The sequence below is a fragment of the Streptomyces corallincola genome (assembly GCF_019104725.1).
Taxonomy (GTDB): domain Bacteria; phylum Actinomycetota; class Actinomycetes; order Streptomycetales; family Streptomycetaceae; genus Streptomyces; species Streptomyces corallincola.
In genome coordinates this window covers 85814-103084 of record NZ_JAHRXF010000005.1, presented here as the reverse complement: position 1 = coordinate 103084, position 17271 = coordinate 85814, and the positions used below count along the sequence as shown (strand labels likewise).

Below are 17271 nucleotides of genomic sequence, written 5' to 3'. Positions count from 1 at the left end.
GCCGGGGTGTCCGGCCCGGCGTCAGTGGGCGGCGGCCACGGCGCGGCGGCCGCGGAAGGCGGTGGCGGCCCAGAGGACGGCGGCCAGCGCGGTGACGCCGAGTCCGGTGAGGCAGATGCCCGCCCAACCCGCCTGCGACCACAGGGCCGAGGCGAGCGCGGAGCCGATGGCACCGCCGACGAAGTAGAACGTCATGTAGATGCTGTTGACCCGGTTGCGGGCGGCGGCGTCCACGTCGTAGATGACGCGCTGGTTGAGGACGTGCAGGCCCTGCACACCGATGTCGAGGATCAGCACACCGGCGATGATCCCGCCGAGGGTGTTCCCGGCGAGCAGCAGCACGGCGTACGAGACACCGATCAGGGCGATGGCGACGGCGGTCGGCATCGGGTGGGTGTGCTTGCGGACGCGCCCGGTGAGGTTGGCGGCGGTGGCACCGGCGGCGCCGAGCAGACCGAACAGGCCGATGACGGCGGGCGAGTAGTGGAAGGGGGCCCGGCTCAGCTGGAGCGCGGCGGTGGACCAGAAGACGCTGAACGCGGCGAAGCCGAGGGCGCCGTAGGCGGAGCGGACGCGGACCGCGGAGTTGGTGCGGTAGATGCGGACGGTGGAGCGCAGCACCTCGCCGTAGCCCACGCGCTGGGCGGGGGCGCCGTCCAGCCCGTGCAGGGCGCGGCGCAGCACGAGGTTCACCACGACCATCAGCACGGCGGCACCGATGAACAGGGGCCGCCAGCCGACCAGTTGGGTGACGACACCGGCGACGGTACGGGCCAGCAGCATGCCGGTGAGCAGACCGCTGATGACGGTGGCGACGGTGCGTCCGCGCTGTTCGTCGTTGGCGAGCTGGGCGGCGGCGGGCACCAGGACCTGGGCGGCGACGTTGGCGAGGCCGAGCGCGGCGAACGCGATCAGCGCGACGGCGATACCGGGGGCCACACCGACGGCGGCGAGGGCGGCGGCGTCCACCACGAGCAGGCCGGTCAGCAGGGAGCGGCGGCGCAGGATGTCCGCGAGCGGCAGTACGAAGACCAGGCCGAAGGCGAAGCCGAGCTGGGTGACGGTGACGATGACACCGGCGGTGCCGGTGGAGGTGCCGAGCGAGCGCGCGATCACGTCGAGGAGCGGCTGGGCGTAGTACAGGTTGGCGGCTATCGCACCGGTGGCCACTGCCAGGAGCAAGGTCAGGGCACGCGATATGCCGGGGTTGGCGGCAGCCGCCTTCGGGGCGGGCCGCACTGCGGTCTGGGACATGGAGCATCTCCTCGTACATGAAGCACTGAGCTGGTCTGCGGCGCGCAGCGACGTTGCTGAATCCCGGTCCGGCGGGCGCTCTCCAAGGGGGGCGCTCCCGTACTGCTCCCGCGTCCTCCGTACGTCGGCGTACGGCTCCGTGCGGTGCTCGGCCGGTTCCGGCGCTCCGATTCGGGCCGCCGGCGGTCACAGGCTCACGGCCCCTCTGGCGGGGCCTCATTCAGCTTCGGGCGGACGCCGGGGAAAGTCCAAGACCTGTTTCGGCATCTCTGATACCCGTCGGACATGACTGTCCATACCCCGGACGCATCACCGCTCATACCGGCCGGGTATCAGAGAGCGCGCAAAGGGTCTTGGACACGGCCCGACCTGGGGCGCAGGCTGGATGACGAAGCAAGCGAACTACGGAGATTTGGAGCCACGCAATGAAGGTCTTCCTCACCGGCGGATCCGGATACATCGGCCAGGCCACGATCAGCGCCCTCGTCAAGCACGGGCACACCGTCGAGGCCCTGGCGCGCAACGACCGCGCCGCCGAGATCGTCAGCTCCGTGGGAGCGACGCCGGTGCGCGGCGGGCTGGGCGACCTCGGTGTACTGAACGCCGCCGCCGCCCGCGCGGAGGCCGTCGTACACCTCGCGCAGGCCGAGACGGGTGACGAGGACCTCGCCGCGGCCACCGCGATGCAGGACGGCATCGGCACCGGCACCTACGTGCACACCGGCGGCACCTGGGTCTACGGCGACACCAACGGTGTCGTGGACGAGACCGCCCCCTGGAACCCGCCGGGCCTGGTCGCCTGGCGCAAGCCCGTCGAGGACGCCGTCCTCGCCCGCGCCGAGCAGGGCGGACGCCCCGTGGTGGTGCAGCCGGGGCTGCTGTACGGCGGCGAGAACCGCCTCATCGACATCTTCTACACCGCCCCCGGCAAGGAGGCCGGTGTCATCCCCTTCATCGGTGACGGCGCCAACCGCTGGGCACTGGTCCACATCGAGGACATCGCCGAGCTGTACGTGGCCGCGCTGAAGGCCAAGGCCGGTTCCGTGTACGCGGGTGTCGGCGGCGTGAACCCGACCGCCAAGGACGTCTCCCTCGCGGTCGCCAAGTCCGTGGGCCTGGAGGGCAAGGTCGCCTCCATCACGCTGGACCAGGCGTACGAGCAGATGGGCGCCGTCGCGGACGCGTTCGTGCTGGACCAGCAGCTCACCCCGGCGCGCGCCGAGGCGGAGCTGGGCTGGAAGCCGAAGTACACCGACCCGCTGGGTGTCCTCGCGCGCGGCGAGTGACCCGGTCCCGGACACAGCGGTGGGCGGCGGCCGTCCACCGGGTCCGGGCGGTAGATTCATGCCCTCATGCCTCGGTCGTCGCAGTGGACGGCCGGGGCAGGCGTTTTTCCCAGGGACGGTCCGGCGCGGACGCGGGGCCGCCCTCCCCAGAGAATGAGCGGTGACACCGGGTGGATCTTGACCTGCGGAAGCTCCGGTACTTCGTGGCCGTGGCCGAGGAACTCCACTTCGGGCGGGCGGCCGAACGGCTGCACATCGCGCAGCCGGTGCTGTCCCGGCAGATCCGCAGTCTGGAGGACGACCTCGGTGCGGAGGTCTTCGACCGGGACCGGCGCGGCACGCTGCTCACCCCGGCCGGGGAACAACTGCTGGAGGACGCGGTGCCGCTGCTGGCGTCCGCGCAGGCGCTGCTGCGCCGGGTGAAGACCGCCGCGCAGGGCACGCCGACCCTCACGATCGGCTTCATGCCGGGGATCACGGTGACCCCGGCGATGGTGGTGTTCACCGGCCGCCATCCCACCGTCAACGTCCGTCTGCTGCGCACCAGCTGGGACGACCAGGTGGAGGTGCTGGTGGACGGCCGGGCGGACGTGAGCGTGGTCCGGCTGCCGATCGACCCGCAGGGGCTGACCGTGCTGCCGCTGTTCAAGGAGCCGCGGGTGGTGGTGCTGCCGATCGGGCACCGGCTGGCGGACCGGGCGTCGGTGACCATCGGGGACCTGGCGGCGGAACATCTGCTCCAGGACCCGGACGCCGTCCCCGAGTGGCGGGACATCGCCGTGGAGCTGCGCGGACGGCGGCGGCCCGAGGTGCCGGTGATGCACCAGGTGGAGGAGAAACTCGAACTGGTCGCGGCCGGGGCGGGCATCGCGGTGATCCCGCTGTCCACCGCGAACTTCTACACCCGGCCGGACGTGGTGCCGCTGCCCGTGGAGGACATCGGTCCCAACGAGGTGGCGCTCGCCTGGGTGGCGTCCCGGCGGGCCCCGCTCATCGACGACTTCGCCGAGGCGGCCGGGGAGACCCTGGGCAACCGGTGAGCACCGCCCGCCTTCCCGCGCCCGCCCCCGCCGCCCCTCCCCCGGCACCGTGCGCCTCGGCCCTGGGCGCCCCGGCACAGGCCGCCCCGGCCGCTTTTCGTACCCGCTGTGAACCGTTCCGCGGGTTCCGGCCGTGTAGGGGACGGGAGGTGCGGCGCCGACGTCCGTTCGGGTGGATCGGGTACGGGTGTTCAGCACGCCCTTTTTCGATCCGAGATCAATTGCTTGAGCAAAGCGAATTCTGTTCGCTTTCTCAGAGCCACCCCTGCCGGGCCGCCTGGAGCCCGAGCTGGAAGCGGGTCTGGGCGCCCAGCAGTTCCTGGAGTCGGCTGACCCGGCGGGCGACGGTCCGCTCACTCACCCCGAACTCGCGCGCGATGGCCTCGTCGGTGAGCCCGGCGCTGAGATAGGTGAGCAGTTGCTTGTGCTCGCGGGAGGCGGTGTCCTCGCCGGGCGAGGAGCTGGTGATGGGCACCGCCATCCGCCAGAAGGCGTCGAAGAACCCCACGAGCCCGGTGAGGAACGGCGAGTCGTGCACGACCACGGCCGCGACCCGCGGTCTGCCGCCGCCGTCGGCGGTGCGGCGGGCCGCGACCAGCGCCCACCGGTCGTCCACGATGGTCAGGTTCATCGGCACGTGCGCGAACACCCGCGCCTTCTCGCCCGCCTCCACGCACCGCTGCACCATGTGCAGGGCGTCCAGGTCGCGCAGGACGTGGGCGCCGTAGATGACCTCGTAGCGCACCCCGCGGGCGAGGGCGTCGAAGAGGCCGTCCACGATGCGGCTGCCCTCGGCGGAGAGGTTGCCCAGGGTCATGGCGCGCACGCGTTCGCGGGCGTCGCGCTGGATGCCGTCGAGGACCCGGCGCCCGGCCTCGTGTGAGGGCAGCAGCTCGAAGTCGGCACGGCGCCCGGAGCCGCGCGACCACATCTGCGACAGGATCTCGGCGCTCTCCCGCGCGAGGGCCGCCTCGCGCGAACGCCGGGCGGCGAGCGCCTCCAGGGCGAGCCGGGGCGGTACGGGCACGACCCGGTCGGCGCGCAGGTGCACCAGGCCCACGGCCTCCAGCTCGGCCAGCGCGAGCCCCAGCCGGGGGCCGGTGAGCGCGCGGCGCGCGCCGAGTTCGGCGAGGTCGCACTCGCCGGTCTCCATGAGGTCGAGATAGGACGACTCGGCGGCCTCGGACAGTCCGAGGGCACGCAGGGGCTCCGAGGGCATCGTTCTTCACTCCCGTTTTCCGATACGGCGCCATCACCTTATTTGCCGCCCCATCGCGCGCAAATATAAGCAAACTATGGGCTTTTCCCCGCACGTCGGATAACAATAGGTCGAAATCGCGCCAAGTGGCCTTGCCCATACGGTCACTTGGCGCCCCGCCCACCCATCGAGGGAGCACATCCTTGAACTTCCGCGCCTTCGCCCGCCGTACCGCGGCCGTCAGCCTGACCGCCGCCGCTCTCGCCCTCGCCGGCCCGCTCACCACCGGCGCCTCGGCCGCCGTCGGCACGCCCGCGGTGGCCTGCCCCTCCTCCGCGTGCAAGGCCGCGGCCACCGGCCTGGGCGACCCGACCCGGATCGCCACGGACAGTCTGGGCCACGACTACCAGACCTTCCGCGACGGCAGAGTGGTCGAGGTGACCACGGCGACGGGGGCGGTGCGCACCGTCGCCCAGGGGCTCGGCAACCTGCGCGGTGTCGCCGCCGACGGCACGGGACACCTCTACACCGGTGATTTCGACGGCAACATCACGAAGGTCGATCTCGCCACGGGGGGAACCACCAGGATCGCCTCCGGCGTCGGCGCCGCACAGGGTCTCGCGTACGGGAACGGCGCGGTCTACGTCGTCGGAAACGCCGGCAAGCTCTTCGAGGTGCGCGAGGGACAGCCGGTGCGCACGGTGGCGAGCGGCATCGGCTACTCCCAGAGCGTCGCCCTCGACGGCAAGGGCTCCGCGTACACGGGGGACATGTTCACCCGGCGCATTCTGCGCGTCAACATCTCCTCCGGCGCGGTCACCACGGTGGCGACCGACGCCTACGAGCCCGACTCGCTCTCCTACGGACCGGACGGCCGCGTCTACTTCACGGTGGGCTCGGACGTGCACCGCTACGACCCGGCGTCCGGCGCGCACACCGTCGCCGCCCGGCTGAACGGCCTCTACACCTTCACCCTGACCCTGGACCGGCAGGGCGTGGCACAGGCGGTCTCCAGCGGGCAGAACGGTTCCGTCTGGCAGGTGGAGGGGCTGACGCGCCTGTAGCGGCGCCGTCCCGCCGCGAACGCATGGCGTCCCGAAGCGCACCCACGCATTCCGCGCGGGTGCGCTTTTCTGTCCGTCCGGAGGCGTCCGCGTCCACCCCCGCCCCCACCCGGCCTCCACCCTCATCCCTTGCAGTCCTGAATTAGAGGACTTGTATTCCAATTTTCAGGACTCTATAGTGCGAGGACAGCCGGGTACGGGACACGCACCGGCTGCGGGACGACACCCTTCGAGGAGCCGTGATGTCGCCTACTCGCCTTCGGACCCATGCCTGGACCGTGGTGGCCCTCTGTACGCTCGTCGTGATCGTCGAGGGCTACGACCTGATCGTCTACGGCGCGCTGCTGCCGGACCTGCTGAAGGAACCGGGCTGGCACCTGACCCGCGCGGACGCCGGGGCCGTCGGCAGCTACGTCTACGCGGGCATGCTGTTCGGAGCGCTGGCCGGGGGGCGGCTCTGCGACCGGTTCGGCCGCCGCCCCTTCATCAACGCCTCGGTGGCCTGGTTCGCGGTGTGGACGTTCGTCTGCGCCACCGCGCAGGCACCGTGGGAACTGAGCCTCTACCGCTTCCTGGCCGGACTCGGCATGGGCGCGGTCATCCCGGCCGCGCTGGCGCTGGCCAAGGAGCACTCCAAGGCGGGGCGCACCGCGCTGGTCTCCAACATCCTGATGGGCGGGGTGCCGCTCGGCGGCAGTGCCGCCGCCCTGATCGCCCAGTCCGTGCTGCCCACGCACGGCTGGCGGACCATGTTCGTCATCGGCGGCGTGTTCTCCGTCGTCGTCCTGGCGGGCTGTGTGGCGCTGCTGCCGGAGTCCCAGGAGTTCAAGGACCGCGTCGCGGCGGCGGCCCTCGCCCCGGCGGACGGCACCCCGGCCGGGCGGCGGCCCCGCGCCTCCGACCTGTTCCGGGGCTCGATGCTTGTGCTGACCGTGCTGTTCGCGCTGGCCACCTTCACCAACATGCTGACGTGGTACGGCATCAACACCTGGCTGACCTCGCTCATGCAGGAGCTGCACTACCCGCTGACCTCCGCCCTGCGGTTCTCCATGACGATGAACCTGGGCGCGGTGATCGGCTCGTTCGTCGCCGTGGCCTGCGCCCACCGCTGGGGTTCGCGGACGGTGGCGATGTGCTGCGCGCTCATGACGGCGGCCGGGATCGTGGGCCTCGCCCTGCGGCCCGACAGCACCGCCGGGCTGATGGCGCTGGTGGTCGTGGTGGGCGTCGGCGGCCAGTCCAGCCTGACCATGCTGCTCGCCTCGGTGGCGGACGCGTATCCCGCCAGGCTGCGGGGCTCGGCCATCGGCTGGTCCAATGGACTGGGCAGGACGGGCGCCATCCTGGCTCCCTCGCTGGGCGGCTGGGTCCTGGCGGCGGGACTCGGTCCGGGCGCGGTGTTCGGCACCTTCGCCGCGACCTCGGCCTGTTCCGCCGTCGTGCTGTTCGCACTGGCCCTGCTGGGCCGGTCCCGGCGCCGGGAGGCCGATGAGGCCCCCACCGCGCCGGGCACTCTCACGGAAGCGGGGACGCACTCGTGACGACGTACACCGATCCGGCCGACGACGTGGTGCGCGCGCACCAGGCGCTCGCGGCGGCCGGGCAGGGGGACATGGTCTGGGGCCATGTCTCGGTCCGCGACCCCGAGGGGCGCGGAGTGTGGATGAAGGCCTCCGGCTGGGGCTTCGAGGAGATCGACGCGAGCCGGGTGGTGCTGGTCTCCCCGGACGGGGAGGTGCTCTCCGGCACCGGCAAGCGGCACATCGAGTTCCCGATCCACACCGGGATCATGGCGGCCCGGCCGGACGTGACGAGCGTGGTGCACACGCACGCCCCGGCGGCCAACGCCTTCGCCGCGCTGGGCGTGCCGCTGCGCCCGCTCAGCCACGACGGCGTGCTGTTCGCCGACCCGGACGTGCCCCGCTTCACCCTCACCGGCGGTCTGATCAAGGACCGCGAGCTGGGCAGGGCGCTCGCGCTCTCCCTCGGGAACGCGGCGGGCGCGCTGATGCCGCACCACGGCCTGGTCACGGCGGGGCGAGACGTCGCCCACGCCGTGCTGTACGCCGTACTCCTGGAGCGGGCCTGCCGGGACCAGCTCGCCGCGCTGGCCGCCGGGCCGCTGACCACGTGGTCGGACCCGGCGGAGGCCGCCGCGAAGCGCGCCGAGTGCTGGCCGCCGAGCCAGATCGAGGCGGGCTGGCGCTATCTGCTGCGGCAGGCGTTCCCCGAGGGCTCGCCGCTGCGTGAACCGGCGCCCGGCGCGGCGCCCGAGCCGACGCGCGAGCCGATGTCGGAGCCGACGCGCGGGCCGTCCTGACCGGCCGGGCGGCGGCGGGCGCGACAGGCCCGTCCCGCGCCGCCGCCCCGGCCCCCTCCCCGACCACCCGATCCGCACCCGCACCCGCACCCGCAGAAAGAAAGACCACATGTCCGAGACCCCGCAGCACGATGCCCTGGACGTCACCAGCGCCGAGACCCTGACCGCCGGTACGCGCAAGCGTGCCTGGTCCCTGCTGGTCGGGGGCCGCCCGGCCGCTCCGCTCTCGGGCGCCCGCTACACCGACACCTCGCCGGTGACCGGAGAGGTGATCGCCGAGGTTCCCGACGCCGGTCCCGAGGACGTGGACGCGGCGGTGGCCGCCGCTCAGCGCGCGTTCCCCGCCTGGTCCGCGACCCCGGTCGCGGAGCGCGTGAAGGTGGTCCGCCGGATCGCGGAGCGGCTGCGCGAGCACGCGGCCGAGCTGGGCGCGCTGGACACCCTGGACGGCGGCAACATCCGCCGCCTCGCGCAGGCCGACGTGCACTCCGGCGCGGCCATGCTGGACTACTTCGCGGACGCGGCCCACGCCCTCAAGGGCGAGACGGTGCCGCTGACCTCGGGCGCGCTGCACTACACGGTGCAGCAGCCGATCGGCGTCGTCGCCCGGATCATCCCGTACAACCACCCGACGATGTTCGCCGCCGGGAAGATCGCCGCGCCGCTGATCGCGGGCAACTGCGTGATCCTGAAGCCGCCGCACCAGACCCCGCTGTCCGCGCTGCGCATCGGTGAGCTGATCGCCGACCTGCTGCCGGAGGGCGTGCTGTCGATCCTCACCGGCCAGGGTCCGGCGACCGGCGAGGCGATCGTGCGCCACCCGGCCATCCGCCGGATCGCCTTCATCGGCAGCGCCGCCACCGGTCTGCGCATCCAGCAGACGGCGGCGCAGAGCGGGGTGAAGGACGTGTCGCTGGAGCTGGGCGGCAAGAACGCGATGGTGGCGTTCCCGGACGCCGACCCGCTGAAGGTGGCCGCCGCGGTGGTGCGGGGCATGAACTTCTCCTGGGCGGGCCAGTCCTGCGGCTCCACCACCCGGCTGGTCGTGCACGAGGACATCGCGGAGGAGACCGTCGCCGAGGTGGTGCGCCTGGTGGGCGAGCTGCGCATCGGTGACCCGTACGACGAGACGACCGACGTGGGCACGGTGGTGTCGCCGGAGCAGTTCGCCAAGGTCACCGGCTATCTGGACATCGCGCGCGCCGAGGGTGCCACGGCGGTCGCGGGCGGTACCCCGCTGACCCCGCCCGGCCTGGACCGCGCGCTGCTGGTCGCGCCGACCGTGCTGACCGGGGTCACCCCGGAGATGCGGATCGCCCAGGAGGAGGTGTTCGGGCCGATCCTGTCGGTGCTGACGTTCCGCGAGGAGGCCGAGGCGGTCACCGTCGCCAACTCGGTGGAGTACGGCCTGACCGGCTCGGTCTTCACCAACGACGTGCGCCGCGCGCACCGGGTGGCCGCCGCCCTCCAGGCCGGGTACGTGTGGATCAACAACTCCTCCCGCCACTTCGTGGGCACGCCCTTCGGCGGGCTGAAGTCCTCGGGGCTCGGCCGTGAGGAGTGCGAGGAGGAGCTGATCAGCTTCACCGAGACCAAGGCGGTCCACCTCGACTTCGAGTGAGCCTCGACTTCGAGTGAGCCCGCGGCTCCTGACACAGTGGTGGGCCGGGTACACGTGTACCCGGCCCACCGGTGCGTCCGGACCCGCGGGCCGGGATGTGGCCGATTTCGCACCCTCATCAGTCCTGCATGAGGAGTAGACTGTTTCGTATGTCAGGACCAACAACCAAGGCTTCCTCGTATCGGGAGCGTAATTCCACGGCCGACCGCGCGCTGGACATTCTCGGGATGTTCACCGAGGAGCGCCCGGTGCTGACCGGCATCGAGGTGGCCGCCGCGCTGGGCGCGGCCAAGTCCACCGCGTACCGCTATCTCCAGTCCCTGGTCACCAACCGCTTCCTGGAGGAGGCGCCCGGCGGCGGCTTCCGGCTGGGGCTGCGCGTACTGGAGCTGGCCCGCGTGGCGCGCAAGAGCTACGGCCTGTCGGACGTGGCCCTGCCGACGCTGAACGCGCTGGCGGGCAGCGTGCACGAGACGGTGCTGCTGACCCGGCGGGTCGGCGACCTCGTCGTCTGCCTGGACCGCGCGGAGTCCCAGACCCACCGGGTGCGCATCTCCTACGACCGCGGCATGACGCTGCCCATCAACGCGGGCGCGTCGGCGCTGGTCCTGCTGGCCTGGAGCCCGCCCGCGGAGGCCGAGTCGCTGCTGCGCGGCACCGAGCTGCGCAAGATCACCCCGCTGACCCTGACGGACGTGGACGCCATCATGGAGCGGCTGGGGCAGATCCGTACCCAGGGCTTCTCGGTGACCCGCTCCGAGGTGGACCACGACGTGCTGGGCATCGCGGCGCCCGTCTTCGACGAGGCGGAGTCCGTGGTGGCGGCGGTCAGTGTCGCCGCCGTCGCCTCCCGCACCTCGCAGGTCGCGGAGGAGACCATCGTCCGCCAGGTCCGCGAGGCCGCCGCCGAGATCAGCCGGCTGGTGAGCGTGGTGCAGTCCTGAGCGCACCGGCGCACACAGGCGAGAGGGAGGTGGGACCGGCCCCGCGGGGCCGGTCCCACCTCCCTCTCGCTGTCGCGTACGGCCGTACGCGAGCCGCTCAGCCCGCCAGCGGCAGCGCGTCCCCGGCCGTGTTCAGCGCGAGCGCCTTGGCGAGTTCGGGGAGCGCGTCCGGTGCCCAGCTGGCCGCCACGAACCGGTCGGGGCGCAGCAGGACGTACCGGCCGCGATAGGGCGCCATCTCCGTTTCCAGGCCGCCGTCCACGTCCACCAGGACACGCGGGGCGTCCGGCGAGGAGGGCAGCCGCTCCCCCACCGCGACGTGTGCGACGACCGGGCGGAGCGGCGCGAGCGCGGCCGTGACGGCGGCGTAGCCGTCCTCGGGGACGCCGACGCCGAGCAGGACCCAGCCGTTGCCGGTGACCTCGTCGAGCAGCCGGACGCGTCCGTGCTCCACGTCGAAGACGCGCGGCTGGCCGATCATGACACCGGCCGGGGCGGCGTCGGCACCGTCGGCGTCGGCACCGGTGTCCACCAGGCCGTCGGTGTAGTGGTGGGCCGGGCGGTAGCGCATGTGTTCCAGGTAGGCGCGGCCTTCGGGGGTGGCGATGAGGTCGCGGACGTAGGCGTCCCGGCGGGCGGCGTAGCGCGCGTCGGTGGTCATCACGATCCGGCCGAGCCGCGCCGACAGGGCCACGGTCGCCTCGGCGTGCGGGCGCCGCTCGGTCTCGTACGTGTCGAGGGCCTCGTCGGTGAGCCGGCCGCCCAGCACGTCCGCGATCTTCCAGCACAGGTTGGCCGCGTCCCGGATGCCGGAGTTGAGGCCCTGTCCGGCGAACGGCGGCATCATGTGCGCCGCGTCGCCGAGCAGGAAGCACCGGCCGACCCGCCAGCGGTCGGCGACGACGGCGTTGAAGCGGTACGTCACCGCCCGCTGGATCTGCTCCGGGGCGAGCGGGCGGAACGGCTCCAGCAGGCGCCGGACCAGCTCGAACGGCGGGGGGTCACCGGCCGCGCACTCGCCGGGGTAAAGGTAGAACTCGTACCGGCAGCGGCCGTCGCGGCCGGGGACGATGACGTGCGGGCGCTCCGGGTCTCCGTGGTGCATGCCGTACCGCTCGGTGTGCGGGTCCTGGAGCACGTCCGCGACCAGCCACACGTCCTGGAAGCTGCGGCCGGTCATGCCGATGTCGAGGACTTCGCGGACCTTGGACCGGCCGCCGTCGCAGCCGAGGACGTACGCGGCCTTCACGGTGACCGGGCCGTCGGCGGAGCGGCAGCGCAGTTCCGCGCCCCACTCGTCCTGGGTGAGCCCGGTCAGCTCGGTGCCCATCAGGACGTGCGTGCGGGGGTGTTCGCTCAGATGGGCGTGGAGTTCGCGCTCCAGGTCGGGCTGGGCGAACGGGTTCTTGAAGGGGTGCCCGAACCGGTAGGGCACCTCGGCGCGGGCCTGGAAGACGGGTTCGCCGTCCGCGTCGAAGTATTTTGTGCCGGTGCCGGGGAGGATGATGCGCATCGCGCGCTCGGCCAGACCGGCGGCCTGGTACACGCGGAGCGCCTCGTCGTCGATGCTGATGGCCTTGGGGGCGTCGCTGGTGGTGGCGTTGCGTTCCACCACCACGACGCCCAGACCGTGGGCGGCGAGCAGCGCGGCGGCCGTCATGCCCACGGGGCCGGCTCCGACCACCGCCACGTCCGCTTCCAGCGTGACGCCTGCCGCGTCGTCCAGTTCATGGGCGCGCACGGTGCCTCCTGGGGTCAAGGGTGGTTCGGGCTCGGGGAGTTACTGCACGGGCTGGTAGGCGGGGCCGCCGTCGGCGAGCAGGCGCTCGGCCTCGGCCTCGATCTCGTCCAGCGGCAGGTCGAGGTTGAGGGTCTTGCGGAACGGCTGGCGCACATCGCGGTCCACCCGGACGTAGACCTCGTTGCGGTTGCCCTCGGGGTCGAAGAAGTAGATGCCGTACGCGTTGCCGTGGGTGACTTCCTGCTGGACCTCGATGCCCTCGGCCTGGAAGCGCTTGTGGAACTCGACCAGGGTCTCCAGGGAGTCGATGCGCCAGGAGATCTGGTGGGTGAGCTTGGCGCCGGGCGCGGCGGTACGGCCGCGCTGGATGACGAACTCGTGGTGCTCCTCGTCGGGGCGGGAGCTGAAGAAGACGATCTCGCGCTCCGCGTCCTCGTCGGTGACCGTGAGGCCGAGGACGCGGCTGTAGAAGTCGCGCATGACCGCCAGGTCCTCGACCCAGACTCCGGTGTGTCCCAGTTCGACGACTGCCATGACGTACTCGCTTTCGGGCTGTGCGGGGAGGGGATGGGGGGTGCGGGGTTGTGCGGGGGGGGTGCGGGCGGCTCAGACCTGCTCGGCGGTGACCGTGTTCTCCAGGGTGCCGAGGCCGTCGATGGTGACGGTGACCTTGTCGCCGGGGGCCAGGAAGACCTGCGGGTCGCGGCGGAAGCCGACCCCGCCGGGGGTGCCGGTGAGGATGATGTCGCCGGGGGTCAGGGTGGTGAACTCCGAGACGGTGGCGATCAGCGTCGGGATGTCGAAGATCAGCTTGGCGGTGTCGGAGGACTGGAGCACCTCGCCGTTGAGGCTGAGGCTGATGTCCAGTTCCCCGATGCGGTCGCCGATCTCGTCGTGCGTGACCAGCTCCGGGCCGACCGGGGTGGAGGCGTCCCACGCCTTGCCCTGGAGCCACTGGTGGGTCTTGTACTGGTAGTCGCGCATCGTCACGTCGTTGGCGACGGCGTATCCGGCGACCACGTCGAACGCGCGCTCCCTGGGCACCCGGCGGGCGGTGGCGCCGATGATCACGGCCAGTTCCGCCTCGTAGTCCACCTGCTGCGACTCCGGGGGTACGGCGATGGCGTCGCCGTGGGCGATCAGGCTGGACGGGAACTTGGTGAACAGCACCGGGTAGGTGGGCAGTTCACGGCGGGTCTCGTCCACGTGGGTCAGGTAGTTCAGCCCGACGCACACGATCTTCTCGGGGTGGGGCACGACCGGGAGCAGCCGCACCTCCTCCAGCGGGACGCGTTCGTCCTCCAGCAGCCGGGGCGCCCGCAGCACCTCCAGCGGCGTCTGCCTACCCAGCTCGCTCACGCCGTCCAGCGGTACGGCCCAGCCGTCGCGTACGACAGCCGCGCGCCGCACGCCCGCGTGCTCGATGGAAACGAATCGCATCGGTTCACCTCGTCCCAGCTTCTGGCGGCATCCCAGCTCTGCCGACCGTCTGGACGCAACGCTAACACGAGTCCTGACAATGAGGAAGCATGTCCTGCAAAACGAAACAGACCGCAGTGAGGGTCTTCGCCCGTATCCCGGAGAGAGGGGCGGCGCACGACACCGCCCCGCCGCAGGTGAACAGCTCCGCCGACACTTCAAACCCCTGATTTCGCCGGGAGTTGAACCGAACACCCCCTCCGCCACGTGTAGCTCGTAGCGACTCTTGGAAGGTCCGGGAGGCGGGCGGCCCGGACGGGAGCGTTCCGCACGAGGGGCTCCCGGCGTCCGCGCAGTGACAGGGACACAAAAAGGGGAGAACCGCCGGATGCAGAACAAGGAGTCCGTACAGGTGCCACCGGACCAGCAACGCACGATCGCGGGCCGGTACCGGCTGCTGGCGCCCCTCGGCGAGGGCGGCATGGGAACCGTGTGGCGCGCGGAGGACGAGACGCTGCACCGCGAGGTCGCCGTCAAGGAGGTGCGGGCGCCCTCCGGGATGGCCGCCGCCGACATCGAGAAGATGTACACCCGGCTGGAGCGCGAGGCGTGGGCCGCGGCCCGCATACCCAACCGCAACGTGGTGACCGTGTACGACGTGGCCACCGACGACGGCCGCCCCTGGATCGTCATGGAGCTGGTGCGTGGGCGCTCACTGGGCGACCTGCTGCGCGACGACGGCCCGATGGACCCGTGCCGGGCCGCCGAGATCGGCGCCGAGGTGCTCTCCGCGCTGCGTGCCGCGCACGGCGCCGGGGTGCTGCACCGCGATGTGAAGCCCGCGAACGTGCTGCTCTCCGACGACGGCCGGGTGATCCTCACCGACTTCGGCATCGCCACCGTCGAGGGCGACTCCTCGCTCACCATGACCGGCGAGGTCGTCGGCTCCCCCGAGTATCTGCCGCCGGAGCGCGCCCTCGGCCGGGTCCCCGGCCCCGAGTCGGACCTGTGGTCGCTGGGCGTCCTGCTCTACGCCTCCGTCGAGGGCGTGTCGCCGTTCCGGCACGACACCCCGCTGAGCACGCTGCGCGCCATCGTGGACGAGGAGTTGCCGCCCCCGTGCCGCAGCGGCGCGCTGACCTCGGTCATCGAGGGCCTGCTGGTCAAGGAACCGGCCGAGCGGATGACCGCCGAGCAGGCCGAGCGGGACCTCAGGACGGTCGCGGGCGGCGGCACGCCCGGCCCGGCCCCGGCCGCCGGACCCGCCACGGTGCCGTCCGGCGCGGTGACCCGGACCTCCCCGGCCCAGGCCGTACGGCCCGCGCAGTCGGCCGCGCCCACCCCGCTGCCCCCGCCGCCCGCCGCCTACTCCCCCGGTGCCGGTTTCGGCCCGCCGCCCGCCGCCGGGACACCGGGGCGTGGCAGGCGGACCGGTGTGCTGGTCGCCGCCGCGGTCGTCGGCGCGCTCCTCGTCGGCGGGCTCAGCTACGAGCTGGCGAGCCACAAGAGCGGCACCAGGAACGAGGCGACCGGCTCCGGCGCCTCGCCGTCCACCGGCACCCGCGAGGCGCCGGGCGCGGGCGCCACGCCGAACCAGGGCCAGCAGCAGGGCTCCGACCCGCAGGGGTCGGGGCAGGATTCCGGCCAGCAGCAGGCGGGCAGTGAGCAGCAGCAGGAGAACGCGCCCGCCTCGCAGGCCGTACGGGTCACGGTGACCGGCGCCAACACGACGTACGTCGGCGCCTGCGCGCCCCCCGCCGACCAGGCGCCCACCTTCACCGCCACGTTCGCGGTGGACCAGGCCCCGGCGAAGATCACCTACCGGTGGGTGTCCAAGGACGGCTCGGTCGTGGACCACCAGTGGCGCCAGCTCTCCTTCCCCAGCGGCGGCGACCGCACGGGGCAGGACGTGGTGAGCCTGACGACGTGGTCCAAGGGCGGCACGCTGAGCACGGAGATCGGGGTGGAGGTCAAGGGCGCCGGGGGGATCACCACGTCGAACACGGTGCCGTTCTCGATCACGTGCGAGGGGTCGTCCGGAGGCGGGTCGGGTTCCGGGTCGGACACGTCCGGGTCGGGTGCGGACTCGGGCTCGGGTTCCGCCGGGTCCGGGTCGGGCTCGGGCGACCAGGGCTGACGCGGGGCACGGGAGTTCACACGGGAGAGGGGCGGCCGGAGACGGCGGCCCCTCTCCGGTCTTCCCCGGTCTTCCCCGGTCCTTGCCGCTGATTCTCCGTGCCCCGCCGGGAATCCGGGGCACCCTTTCCGGGCTATACCTGGCAAACAGGTCGTCCAGCCCCAGGAGAAACCACCATGACCGTGGCCCCGGACTCCACGCCCCTCATCGATGTGCACGCCCACTTCCTCACCCCCCGTTACGTGCGGGAGGCGCAGGACGCCGGTAACGGACGGCCGGACGGCATGGCCCGGTTCCCGGACTGGGAGGCGTCGGCGCACCTGGAACTGATGGACGAGTGGGGTGTGGCCACGTCCCTGCTGTCGATCTCCTCCCCCGGTGTGCACTTCGGGGACGACACCGCCTCCCGCGCGCTGAGCCGCCACGTCAACGAGGCGGGCGCGGAGCTGAAGCGCGCCAACCCGGCCCGCTTCGGCCACTTCGCCTCGCTGCCGCTGCCCGATGTGGACGGCGCGCTCGAGGAGTTGGCGTACGCGATGGACCAGCTCGGCAGTGACGGCGTCACGTTCGAGAGCAACGCGCACGGGATGTACCTGGGGAACTCGCGCCTCGAACCACTGCTGGAGGAGCTGAACCGCAGGCGTACCCCGGTCTTCGTGCACCCCACCTCGCCGCCCAACCAGGAGCAGGTGGCGCTGGGGCGGCCCCGGCCGATGCTGGAGTTCATCTTCGACTCCACCCGTACGGTCAGCGACCTCGTGTTCAGCGGACACCTCGTCAAGTACCCGGACATTCCCTGGGTGTTCACGCACGGCGGGGGTGTCCTGCCGCTGCTTACGGACCGGATGGAGCTGTTCCGCAGTGTGTTCGCCGGGGACAGCGACCCGACCGGCACCGCCCCGCCCATCGGCCCGGTCCCGGACCAGGTCCGGCGGCTCTGGTTCGACATGGCGGGCACCCCGTTCCCGCATCAGGTCCCGGCGCTGACCACCGCGTTCGGCTCCGAGCGGCTGCTGTACGGGAGTGACTACTGCTTCACCCCGGCCGCCGGCACCACGGCGCAGATCGCCTCCGTGGACGCCGCTCGGCAGCCGGACGGCGACACCTGGCGGGCGCTCACCACGCGGAACGCGCGCCGTCTCTTCCCGCGCCTGAACGCTTCCTGACCCGGCGTCGTACAGAACGGCACGGCGAACGGGCGGACGATCGCTCGAACAATTTCGCGGCGGGTTGAACCCTCGTCAGGT

The 17271-nt window shown here is 72.3% G+C and carries 14 protein-coding genes; 9 read left to right on the top strand and 5 right to left on the bottom strand.

The annotated features are described in order from the left end of the window. Positions 1-21: 21 nt before the first annotated feature. Complete coding sequence (locus KUM39_RS05945; RefSeq protein ID WP_217784327.1) at positions 22-1254, bottom strand: MFS transporter; 1233 nt, start codon at positions 1252-1254, stop codon at positions 22-24. Between the two features lie 425 nt (positions 1255-1679). Between KUM39_RS05945 and KUM39_RS05940 the strand changes: the two genes are divergently transcribed. Together KUM39_RS05940 and KUM39_RS05935 are read left to right on the top strand one after the other, a co-directional pair. Then, positions 1680-2540, top strand: a complete 861-nt coding sequence (locus KUM39_RS05940) for an NAD-dependent epimerase/dehydratase family protein (protein WP_217784326.1) — start codon at positions 1680-1682, stop codon at positions 2538-2540. A 170-nt stretch (positions 2541-2710) separates the two neighbouring features. Then, the gene (locus KUM39_RS05935) at positions 2711-3580 is read left to right on the top strand and encodes a LysR family transcriptional regulator (protein ID WP_217784325.1); all 870 of its coding nucleotides are present in this window, start codon (positions 2711-2713) and stop codon (positions 3578-3580) included. 253 nt (positions 3581-3833) lie between these two features. Here KUM39_RS05935 and KUM39_RS05930 read toward each other — a convergent pair whose 3' ends face one another. After that, positions 3834-4799, bottom strand: a complete 966-nt coding sequence (locus KUM39_RS05930) for a helix-turn-helix transcriptional regulator (protein WP_217784324.1) — start codon at positions 4797-4799, stop codon at positions 3834-3836. 182 nt (positions 4800-4981) lie between these two features. On the opposite strand from KUM39_RS05930, the gene KUM39_RS05925 reads away from it, so the two are divergent. The 5 genes from KUM39_RS05925 to KUM39_RS05905 all read left to right on the top strand — a co-directional run bounded on the left by KUM39_RS05925 (position 4982) and on the right by KUM39_RS05905 (position 10727). After that, the gene (locus KUM39_RS05925; RefSeq protein ID WP_217784323.1) at positions 4982-5842 is read left to right on the top strand and encodes a Vgb family protein; all 861 of its coding nucleotides are present in this window, start codon (positions 4982-4984) and stop codon (positions 5840-5842) included. Positions 5843-6084: 242 nt separating this feature from the next. Further along, positions 6085-7383, top strand: coding sequence for an MFS transporter (locus KUM39_RS05920; protein ID WP_217784322.1), 1299 nt, complete (start codon positions 6085-6087; stop codon positions 7381-7383). Continuing rightward, on the top strand, positions 7380-8162 hold the full coding sequence (locus tag KUM39_RS05915) for a class II aldolase/adducin family protein (protein WP_217784321.1): 783 nt from the start codon (positions 7380-7382) through the stop codon (positions 8160-8162). The genes KUM39_RS05920 and KUM39_RS05915 overlap by 4 nt, the downstream gene beginning before the upstream one ends. A gap of 109 nt (positions 8163-8271) precedes the next feature. Continuing rightward, the gene (locus KUM39_RS05910) at positions 8272-9783 is read left to right on the top strand and encodes an aldehyde dehydrogenase family protein (protein ID WP_217784320.1); all 1512 of its coding nucleotides are present in this window, start codon (positions 8272-8274) and stop codon (positions 9781-9783) included. 149 nt (positions 9784-9932) lie between these two features. Continuing rightward, complete coding sequence (locus KUM39_RS05905; protein WP_217784319.1) at positions 9933-10727, top strand: IclR family transcriptional regulator; 795 nt, start codon at positions 9933-9935, stop codon at positions 10725-10727. A gap of 97 nt (positions 10728-10824) precedes the next feature. On the opposite strand, the gene KUM39_RS05900 is transcribed toward KUM39_RS05905, so the two are convergent. The 3 genes from KUM39_RS05900 to KUM39_RS05890 all read right to left on the bottom strand — a co-directional run bounded on the left by KUM39_RS05900 (position 10825) and on the right by KUM39_RS05890 (position 13908). Then, positions 10825-12468 (bottom strand): bifunctional 3-(3-hydroxy-phenyl)propionate/3-hydroxycinnamic acid hydroxylase, encoded by a 1644-nt coding sequence (locus KUM39_RS05900; RefSeq protein WP_217784318.1) that lies wholly within the window; start codon positions 12466-12468, stop codon positions 10825-10827. A 39-nt stretch (positions 12469-12507) separates the two neighbouring features. Further along, positions 12508-13002, bottom strand: a complete 495-nt coding sequence (locus KUM39_RS05895) for a VOC family protein (protein ID WP_217784317.1) — start codon at positions 13000-13002, stop codon at positions 12508-12510. Between the two features lie 72 nt (positions 13003-13074). After that, entirely contained in the window at positions 13075-13908 is an 834-nt protein-coding gene (locus KUM39_RS05890; RefSeq protein WP_217784316.1) for a fumarylacetoacetate hydrolase family protein, read from the bottom strand. 367 nt (positions 13909-14275) lie between these two features. Between KUM39_RS05890 and KUM39_RS05885 the strand changes: the two genes are divergently transcribed. Both KUM39_RS05885 and KUM39_RS05880 read left to right on the top strand, forming a co-directional pair. Then, a complete protein-coding gene (locus tag KUM39_RS05885; RefSeq protein ID WP_217784315.1) occupies positions 14276-16024 on the top strand; it encodes a serine/threonine-protein kinase in 1749 nt (582 codons plus the stop codon). 176 nt (positions 16025-16200) lie between these two features. Beyond that, positions 16201-17190 carry an amidohydrolase family protein gene (locus KUM39_RS05880; RefSeq protein WP_217784314.1) on the top strand — a complete coding sequence of 330 codons (990 nt, stop codon included), beginning with the start codon at positions 16201-16203 and terminating at the stop codon, positions 17188-17190. Positions 17191-17271: the final 81 nt, after the last annotated feature.